The 7079-nt window shown below is 71.2% G+C and carries 4 protein-coding genes; 3 read left to right on the top strand and 1 reads right to left on the bottom strand.

Annotated elements, in window-relative coordinates; genetic code table 11:
• Positions 1 to 619: 619 nt before the first annotated feature.
• Complete coding sequence (gene rpsT, locus ACZ7J0_RS07320; protein ID WP_470884851.1) at positions 620 to 886, bottom strand: 30S ribosomal protein S20; 267 nt, start codon at positions 884 to 886, stop codon at positions 620 to 622.
• 179 nt (positions 887 to 1065) lie between these two features.
• On the opposite strand from rpsT, the gene lepA reads away from it, so the two are divergent.
• The 3 genes from lepA (at position 1066) to ACZ7J0_RS07305 (ending at position 7072) form a co-directional block, all read left to right on the top strand.
• Entirely contained in the window at positions 1066 to 2937 is a 1872-nt protein-coding gene (gene lepA / locus ACZ7J0_RS07315) for a translation elongation factor 4 (protein ID WP_470884849.1), read from the top strand.
• Between the two features lie 229 nt (positions 2938 to 3166).
• Positions 3167 to 5056, top strand: coding sequence for an AMP-dependent synthetase/ligase (locus ACZ7J0_RS07310; RefSeq protein WP_470884847.1), 1890 nt, complete (start codon positions 3167 to 3169; stop codon positions 5054 to 5056).
• A 159-nt stretch (positions 5057 to 5215) separates the two neighbouring features.
• Complete coding sequence (locus ACZ7J0_RS07305; protein WP_470884845.1) at positions 5216 to 7072, top strand: SpoIIE family protein phosphatase; 1857 nt, start codon at positions 5216 to 5218, stop codon at positions 7070 to 7072.
• The last annotated feature ends 7 nt before the right edge of the window (positions 7073 to 7079 follow it).

Here is a 7079-nt window from a genome sequence, read left to right as displayed (position 1 = left end):
GCGTCCGCCAGCTGCCGACCCGGCTCCGCCTTCGCGTCCGCCCCCGCCAGCCGCCCAGCCGGCTGCGCCGTGTCGCCTCCCGCCACCCGGCTCCGCCTTCGCGTCGCCCCCCCCGACCCGGCTCCGTCGTCGAGTCCGCCCCCCGCCAGCCGCCCAGCCGGCTGCGCCGGGTCGCCCCCCCGACCCGGCTCCACCCTCGCGTCCGCCAGCTGCCGACCCGGCTCCGCCTTCGCGTCCGCCCCCGCCAGCCGCCCAGCCGGCTGCGCCGTGTCGCCTCCCGCCACCCGGCTCCGTCGTCGCGTCCGCCAGCTGCCGACCCGGCTCCGCCGTCGCGTCCGCCCCCGCCGGCCGCCCACCCGGCCCCGCCCCGACCCCCGCCCCTCTCCCCGCGCGAAAACCCCGCCCCCTCCCCACGCAAAAACCCCGCCCCCGCCCTGGGGAAGGGTGGGAAACGGGGTTCGCGTGAAGATGGTGGGCTCGCACCCGCGTGGCGAACGCAGATCGTGTGCGAGTCCGGGGGCCGGGACGGAGCGGGAGAGAGGGCCCGCTTGGTCCGTTCCGGCGATCAAGTCGTCCGGCTGGTGACCCTGGGGTCGGCCGGGGGTGTTACTTGAGGAGCTCAGCCCTGCAGAGCGCCAACCTTGGTCGCCAGCGCCGACTTCTTGTTGGCGGCGGCGTTCTTGTGGATGACGCCCTTCGAGACAGCCTTGTCGAGCGCACGCGCGGCAGCGCGAGAAGCCACGGTGGCCTTCTCGACGTCACCGGCGGCGACAGCCTCACGGGCCTTGCGGATCGCGGTCTTGAGCGACGACTTGACGGCCTTGTTGCGCAGGCGCGCCTTCTCGTTGGTCTTGTTCCGCTTGATCTGGGACTTGATGTTCGCCACGAAAGAGCCTTCTCAGGTTCGATGATCTTTGAGGTAGTGACTCGTACTGAAAGGGCACGAGACACAGCTGCCCAGATTACCAGCCGCCCCGCGACCGGCCCAAACCGAGCGCCCGTCCCCGTCCGTGGGACCATGGAACCTACGTATCGATCCAACATCGCCCCGAGACGAGACCCTGCGTGCCCGCGACTCCTACCAACGTGCCCGAGCCGAGCCGTACCGACCCGGCGCTGATCCGCAATTTCTGCATCATCGCGCACATCGACCACGGCAAGTCCACGCTTGCCGACCGGATGCTCCAGCTGACCGGTGTGGTCGACCAGCGGCAGATGCGCGCCCAGTACCTCGACCGGATGGACATCGAGCGCGAGCGCGGCATCACGATCAAGTCCCAGGCGGTCCGGCTGCCCTGGGCGCCCACCGAGGGCCCGGGTGTGGGGCAGACCCACATCCTGAACATGATCGACACCCCCGGGCACGTGGACTTCACCTATGAGGTGTCGCGGTCCCTGGCGGCCTGCGAGGGCACGGTCCTCCTGGTGGACGCGGCCCAGGGCATCGAGGCGCAGACCCTCGCGAACCTCTACCTCGCGATGGAGAACGACCTCACCATCGTCCCGGTGCTGAACAAGATCGACCTGCCGGCCGCCCAGCCGGAGAAGTTCTCCGAGGAGCTCGCCAACCTCATCGGCTGCCAGCCGGAGGACGTCCTCAAGGTCTCCGCCAAGACCGGTATCGGCGTCGACGCGCTGCTCGACCGGGTCGTGCAGAACGTCCCCGCCCCGGTCGGCGTCAAGGACGCCCCCGCTCGCGCGATGATCTTCGACTCGGTCTACGACTCGTACCGCGGTGTCGTCACCTACGTACGTGTCATCGACGGCCAGCTCAACAAGCGCGAGCGCATCAAGATGATGTCCACCGGCGCCACGCACGAGCTCCTCGAGATCGGCGTCTCGTCGCCGGAGATGACGCCGTCCGACGGTCTGGGCGTCGGCGAGGTCGGCTACCTCATCACCGGCGTGAAGGACGTCCGCCAGTCCAAGGTCGGTGACACCATCACCACCCTGAACAAGGGCGCCACCGAGGCGCTCGGCGGCTACAAGGACCCCAAGCCGATGGTGTTCTCCGGCCTCTACCCGCTGGACGGCTCGGAGTACCCGGACCTGCGCGAGGCCCTCGACAAGCTGCAGCTCAACGACGCCGCCCTGGTGTACGAGCCGGAGACCTCCGCGGCCCTCGGCTTCGGCTTCCGCGTCGGCTTCCTCGGTCTGCTGCACCTCGACGTCATCCGGGAGCGCCTGGAGCGCGAGTTCGGGCTGGACCTGATCGCCACCGCCCCCAACGTGGTCTACCGCGTGGTCATGGAGGACGGCTCCGAGCACACGGTCACCAACCCGAGCGAGTTCCCCGAGGGCAAGATCTCGGACGTGTACGAGCCGGTGGTCCGGGCCACGATCCTCGCCCCGACCGAGTTCATCGGCGCGATCATGGAGCTCTGCCAGACCCGCCGCGGCACCCTCCTCGGCATGGACTACCTCTCCGAGGACCGGGTCGAGATCCGCTACACCCTGCCCCTCGCCGAGATCGTCTTCGACTTCTTCGACCAGCTGAAGTCCAAGACCCGGGGCTACGCCTCCCTGGACTACGAGCCCACCGGCGAGCAGGCCTCCAGCCTGGTCAAGGTCGACATCCTGCTGCACGGCGACAAGGTCGACGCGTTCTCCGCCGTCACGCACAAGGACGCCGCGTACGCCTACGGTGTGCGCCTCGTCGCCAAGCTGCGCGAGCTGATCCCCCGGCAGGCCTTCGAGGTGCCGATCCAGGCCGCCATCGGCTCCCGGGTCATCGCCCGCGAGACCATCCGCGCCATCCGCAAGGACGTCCTCGCCAAGTGCTACGGCGGTGACATCTCCCGTAAGCGGAAGCTGCTGGAGAAGCAGAAGGAAGGCAAGAAGCGGATGAAGATGGTCGGCTCCGTGGAGGTCCCGCAGGAGGCCTTCATCGCGGTGCTGTCCAGCGACGACTCGGCCGGCGGCAAGTCCAAGAAGTAGTACGGTCGCCGAACGGCGGCAATTGTCTGACTGCTACACCTAACGGGCCCCCGCATGGACAGCGTGGGGGCCCGTTCGTTATGAACCGGGTATCAAGCGGCGACCCACAGCCCCTTACGCACCCGTCCACGGCGCTCTACCCTGATCACGCCCCGAAGGTTACTCGCCAGTTAAACAACCCAGCCCCTCGTGCAGCTGTGCCGCACTGCCCGCAGGCCCGGAGGATGTCGTGAGCGACTCACAAACCTTGATCGAGAACCGACCGCCCTCCGTGGCGACCCTCTTCCTTGAGCGCGTGGCGCAGACTCCCGACGCGGAGGCCTATCGCTACCCCGTCCCGTCGGCCGCCGGACAGGGACCCGACGACTGGAAGTCGCTCAGCTGGGAGCAGGCCGCCGAGCGGGTCTACGCCATCGCGGCCGGACTGATCGATCTCGGTGTGCTCTCCGAGGAGCGCGTCGCACTCGCCTCCGCCACCAGGGTCGAGTGGATCCTCGCCGACCTGGGCGTGATGTGCGCGGGCGGCGCCACCACCACCATCTACCCGCAGACCAACGCCGAGGAGTCCGCGTACATCCTCGCCGACTCCGAGAGCCGGGTACTGATCGCGGAGGACGCCTCCCAGCTCGCCAAGGCCCGTGAGCGCCGCGGCGATCTGCCGAACCTCGCGCACGTCGTGGTCGTCGACGGCGCCGGTGTCGCGCCCGCCGAGGGCGAGCCCGAGGGCTGGGTCCTCACCCTCGACGAGCTGGAGGTCCGGGGCAAGGCGTATCTGGACAAGCACCCGGAGGTCGTCAAGGAGCGGGTCGGGGCCATCCGCCGCGAGCAGCTCGCCACCCTCATCTACACCTCCGGCACCACCGGCCGCCCCAAGGGCGTACGGCTCCCGCACGACAACTGGTCGTACATGGCCAAGGCCATCGCCTCCACCGGCCTGGTCACCAGGGACGACGTCCAGTACCTCTGGCTGCCGCTCGCGCACGTCTTCGGCAAGGTGCTGACCTCCGGACAGATCGAAGTCGGGCACGTCACCGCCGTCGACGGCCGCGTCGACAAGATCATCGAGAATCTGCCGGTGGTCCAGCCGACCTACATGGCGGCCGTGCCCCGCATCTTCGAGAAGGTCTACAACGGGGTCGCCGCCAAGGCGCGGGCCGGCGGCGGCGCCAAGTACAAGATCTTCCAGTGGGCGGCCGACGTGGCGCGCGCGTACGCGAAGGAGTCCCAGGACAACTTCCGCCGTACCGGCACCGCCTCCGCGTCCTTCGGCCTCACCGCCAAGCACAAGATCGCCGACGCGCTCGTCTACTCCAAGCTCCGCGAGGCCTTCGGCGGCCGGCTGCGCGCCGCCGTCTCCGGCTCGGCCGCCCTCGCACCCGAGATCGGCTTCTTCTTCTCCGGCGCGGGCATCCACATCCTGGAGGGCTACGGCCTCACCGAGTCCAGCGCCGCGTCCTTCGTGAACCCCGGCGAGGCCTACCGCACCGGCACGGTCGGCAAGCCGCTGCCCGGCACCGAGGTGCGCATCGCGGACGACGGCGAGATCCTGCTCCGCGGCCCCGGCATCATGGAGGGCTACCACGGTCTGCCCGAGAAGACCGCCGAAGTCCTGGAGTCCGACGGCTGGTTCCACACCGGCGACATCGGCGAGCTCTCGCCCGACGGCTACCTGCGGATCACCGACCGCAAGAAGGACCTGATCAAGACGTCCGGCGGCAAGTACATCGCGCCGGCCGAGGTCGAGGGTCAGTTCAAGGCGGTCTGCCCGTTCGTCTCCAACATCCTGGTCCACGGCGCCGACCGGAACTTCTGCACGGCGCTGATCGCGCTGGACGAGCCCGCCATCCTGGGCTGGGCCGAGGAGAACGGCCTGGGCGGCAAGGCGTACGCCGAGGTGGTCGCCACCCCGAAGGCCGAAGCGCTGATCCAGGGCTATGTGGACCGGCTCAACGAGGGCCTGCAGCGCTGGCAGACCATCAAGAAGTTCCGTCTGCTCCCGCGTGACCTGGACATCGAGCACGGCGAGCTGACGCCCAGCCTCAAGCTGAAGCGGCCGGTCGTCGAGCGGACGTACAAGGACCTCATCGACGACATGTACGCCGGATCGCGCGAGGCGTAGGAACCCGGCGCAAGCCGGCGCACACGACGTCGTGGCAGGTCGAAGGGGGTGGGGCGGCTGCGCCCCACCCCCTTCGCCTGACACGGCCCCGCCGAGTTCGATGACTCGGCGCTTATGAGCGGGCTCGGTCTGTCACCCTGTCGGTGTCCACGCGGCGCTATGCCACAGCCGATCGGGAGCCGCACAGTGAGGTCCATTCCGTCGCAGCGGGAGACCGCTACCGCTCACCTGGTGACGTCCGAGGTGCGCGCCGGGCTGCCCGGCGACCCCTTCACCCCGGCCGCCGCCCGGCGCTTCGCCCGCGCCGCGCTCGCCGAGTGGGGCGACGCGGGCGCTGTCGGCGACGGGGTCGCCGACGATGCCGTGGTCGTCGTCAACGAGCTCGTCACCAATGCCATCGTCCATGCCGGTACGGACGTCGAACTCCTCCTCCGGCTTGAGGAGGCCACCGCCGTGGTCGTCGAGGTGACCGACCGGCACCCCGCCCGGACCGTGGCCGTCTGGGACTTCGGCGCGCACGAGTCCGGCGGCGGCCTCCAGCTCGTCGCCGCGCTCTCCGAATGCTGGGGCGTCACCTACCGGCCCGGCCTGAAGACCGTCTGGGCCCGGCTGCCGCTCGCGGGCGCGGAACCCCGCACCGACGTCGTCGTCCCCCATGTGCGCGAAGCCCACGACGACCGCGCCCACGACGACCCGGCCCGGGACGCCGGGGCGGACGGCGGCTGGGACGCCCGGGGCGCCCTGTCGTTCCTCGCCGAGGCGTCCGAACTGCTCGCCGGACAGCTCGACGAGGACATGGTCGCCGCGCTCGCCGGACAGCTGCTCGTGCCGCGCCTCGCCCACTGGTGCGCGTTATGGCTGGCCCCCGAGGGGGCGAGCGCCGCGCCCCGTCCGGTCGGCGTCTGGCACGTCGACGAGTCCGCCACCGAGCGGCTGCGTACGGCCCTGAGCAAGGAGCCGCCGCAGGTGCCCGACCCCGCCAGGGCCGGGCCGGTCCCTGTGACCTGGCCCTACGACGGTGACAGCGAGGACGGCAGCGCCCTCGCCTTCCCCCTCGTCGCCGCCGGACGCGCGCTGGGCACCCTGCTCCTGGGCCGCCGCGGCCCGCAGTCCGTGCCCGACGACCTCACCACCCTGATCGAGGACTTCGCCCGCCGCGTCGCCCTGGCCATCGGCGCCGCCCGCCGCTACGCCCGGCAGGCGACCATCAGCCGGGTCCTCCAGCGCGGGCTGCTGCCCAGCCAGGTGGCCCGGATCCCGGGCGTGGACAGCTGCGTGGTCTACGAGCCCAGCGACGACTCCGTCGCCGGCGGGGACTTCTACGACATCTTCCCGGCCGGCGGGACCGGCGACCGCTGGGGCTTCATGCTCGGCGACGTCCAGGGCAGCGGACCCGAGGCCGCCGTCGTCACCGGCCTCGCCCGGCCCTGGCTGCGGCTCCTGGCCCGCGAGGGTTACCAGGTCGGCGAGGTCCTCGACCGTCTCAACGGGCTGCTCCTCGACGACGCGACCGAAGCGGCCGAGGCCGCCGCCCTGATGGCCGCCGCGGCCGGCGGACAGGACGTGCCGGACCGGCCCCAGCCCCGCTTCCTGTCCCTGCTCTACGGCGAGGTCGTGCCCCTCGGCGCGGAGGGCGGAGCCCGCTGCACCGTGGCCTGCGCGGGACACCCGCTCCCCCTCGTCCTGCGGCCGGACGGGACCGTACGGCAGGTGGCCGAGCCGCAGATCCTCCTCGGGGTCGTCGGCGACGTCGCGTACGAGAGCCACACCTTCGACCTGGAGCCGGGGGACACCCTGCTGTGCGTCACCGACGGGGTGACCGAGCGGCGCTCCGGCGGGCTGATGTTCGACGACGGGGACGGTCTGGAGCGGGCGCTCGCCGGCTGCGTGGGGCTGACCGCGGACGCGGTGGCCGACCGGATCCGGCAGGCCGTGCACACCTTCGCCGACGCGCCCGTGGCGGACGACCTGGCGCTCCTGGTGCTGCAGGCGGGCCCCCGGGCGACCGCGCGGTGACCGGCGG

The sequence above is a fragment of the Streptomyces sp. NPDC038280 genome (assembly GCF_055600045.1).
This window is presented reverse-complemented; position numbering and strand designations above follow the sequence as displayed.

What these genes read in the sequence shown, in the direction of transcription:
- ACZ7J0_RS07305 (WP_470884845.1), top strand. Translation starts at nt 5,216, where the DNA reads ATGCCACAGCCGATCGGGAGCCGCACAGTGAGGTCCATTCCGTCGCAG.